This window comes from Vibrio ruber DSM 16370 (genome assembly GCF_900163965.1).
GTDB classification, from domain to species: domain Bacteria; phylum Pseudomonadota; class Gammaproteobacteria; order Enterobacterales; family Vibrionaceae; genus Vibrio; species Vibrio ruber.
Window position 1 is genome coordinate 1 of the sequence record NZ_FULE01000102.1, and the last position, 1,431, is coordinate 1,431.

The 1,431-nt window shown below is 47.2% G+C and carries 3 tRNA genes and 2 rRNA genes; all 5 read left to right on the plus strand.

Annotated features, from left to right (window positions below):
• Positions 1-160, plus strand: a 16S ribosomal RNA gene (locus VR7878_RS20690); the annotation flags it as partial.
• A 104-nt stretch (positions 161-264) separates the two neighbouring features.
• Positions 265-340 (plus strand) — tRNA-Glu (locus tag VR7878_RS20695).
• Between the two features lie 17 nt (positions 341-357).
• Positions 358-433: transfer RNA gene (locus VR7878_RS20700), tRNA-Lys, on the plus strand.
• Positions 434-462: 29 nt separating this feature from the next.
• Positions 463-538: transfer RNA gene (locus VR7878_RS20705), tRNA-Val, on the plus strand.
• A gap of 492 nt (positions 539-1,030) precedes the next feature.
• Positions 1,031-1,431 (plus strand): 23S ribosomal RNA (locus tag VR7878_RS20710); the annotation flags it as partial.

A 1,431-nucleotide genomic window follows, 5' to 3' on the forward strand; every position in this document is an offset into this window, starting at 1 on the left:
CCGGGCCTTGTACACACCGCCCGTCACACCATGGGAGTGGGCTGCAAAAGAAGCAGGTAGTTTAACCTTCGGGAGGACGCTTGCCACTTTGTGGTTCATGACTGGGGTGAAGTCGTAACAAGGTAGCGCTAGGGGAACCTGGCGCTGGATCACCTCCTTACGTAAAGATATTTTGGATGAGTGTCCACACAGATTGATTTGGTTTATAACAGAGCGTATAGCGTTGTAATTTTCAGTTTTTCTGGAAGTTGCAAGGCAGACAATGTCCCGTTCGTCTAGAGGCCTAGGACACCGCCCTTTCACGGCGGTAACAGGGGTTCGACTCCCCTACGGGATACCACTTCTTTTGAGAAGTACGGGTCGTTAGCTCAGCTGGTAGAGCAGTTGGCTTTTAACCAATTGGTCACAGGTTCGAATCCTGTACGACCCACCATTTTCCTCTTTTGGGGAACGCCTGAAAGTGGGCGATTAGCTCAGTTGGGAGAGCACCTGCCTTACAAGCAGGGGGTCACTGGTTCGAACCCGGTATCGCCCACCACTTTCTAACTATTTTTGGCTCAACAATTCAGACCAGCGGTTTAACCGATGTGGTTCGATTTTGTGGCGCTGAAAGTCATTAGAAAGTGTGGCTTGAATGCTCAAGCGTACACATTGCTCTTTAACAATTTGGAAAGCTGACAAAATAATGTTTGTTTCTTTGGAAACAGATGATTATTTGTAAAAGTTCTCAATCCTTTCTCGAAAGAGAAAGACCAACACAATCAAGTGTTCTTGGGAATACACAGGCAACTGTGTATTCAAATTGAGTCCGGCAAAACCAAGTCACACACTCATGTATAAAATATTGTGTGACACCTAATTAGTTGATGATATCAACCCTTAGGTTTTTGCGCTGAGGATTTTTGCCTGAGACAAGGCAGCAAGAAGGATGTCGCAGGGCGCTATCGTCTGATAGCAACCAAGCAGCCTTCGATGCTAACGCCGTATTCAGGGAAAAAGACCAAGCAAAAAAGACTTCTTCGGGTTGTATGGTTAAGTAATTAAGCGTACACGGTGGATGCCTTGGCAGTCAGAGGCGATGAAGGACGTACTAACTTGCGATAAGCGCAGATGAGGCAGTAAGAGCCACTTGAGTCTGCGATTTCCGAATGGGGAAACCCAACTGCAGCAGCAGTTATCATTAAGTGAATCCATAGCTTAATGAGGCGAACCGGGAGAACTGAAACATCTAAGTACCCCGAGGAAAAGAAATCAACCGAGATTCCGAAAGTAGCGGCGAGCGAAATCGGACTAGCCCTTAAGCTTTTACAGCGTTAGGTGAAGTGTCTGGAAAGGCACGCAATAGAGGGTGATAGCCCCGTAACCGACGGCGTTGTTTAAGTGAAATCGAGTAAGGCGGGACACGTGATATCCTGTCTGAATATGGGGGGA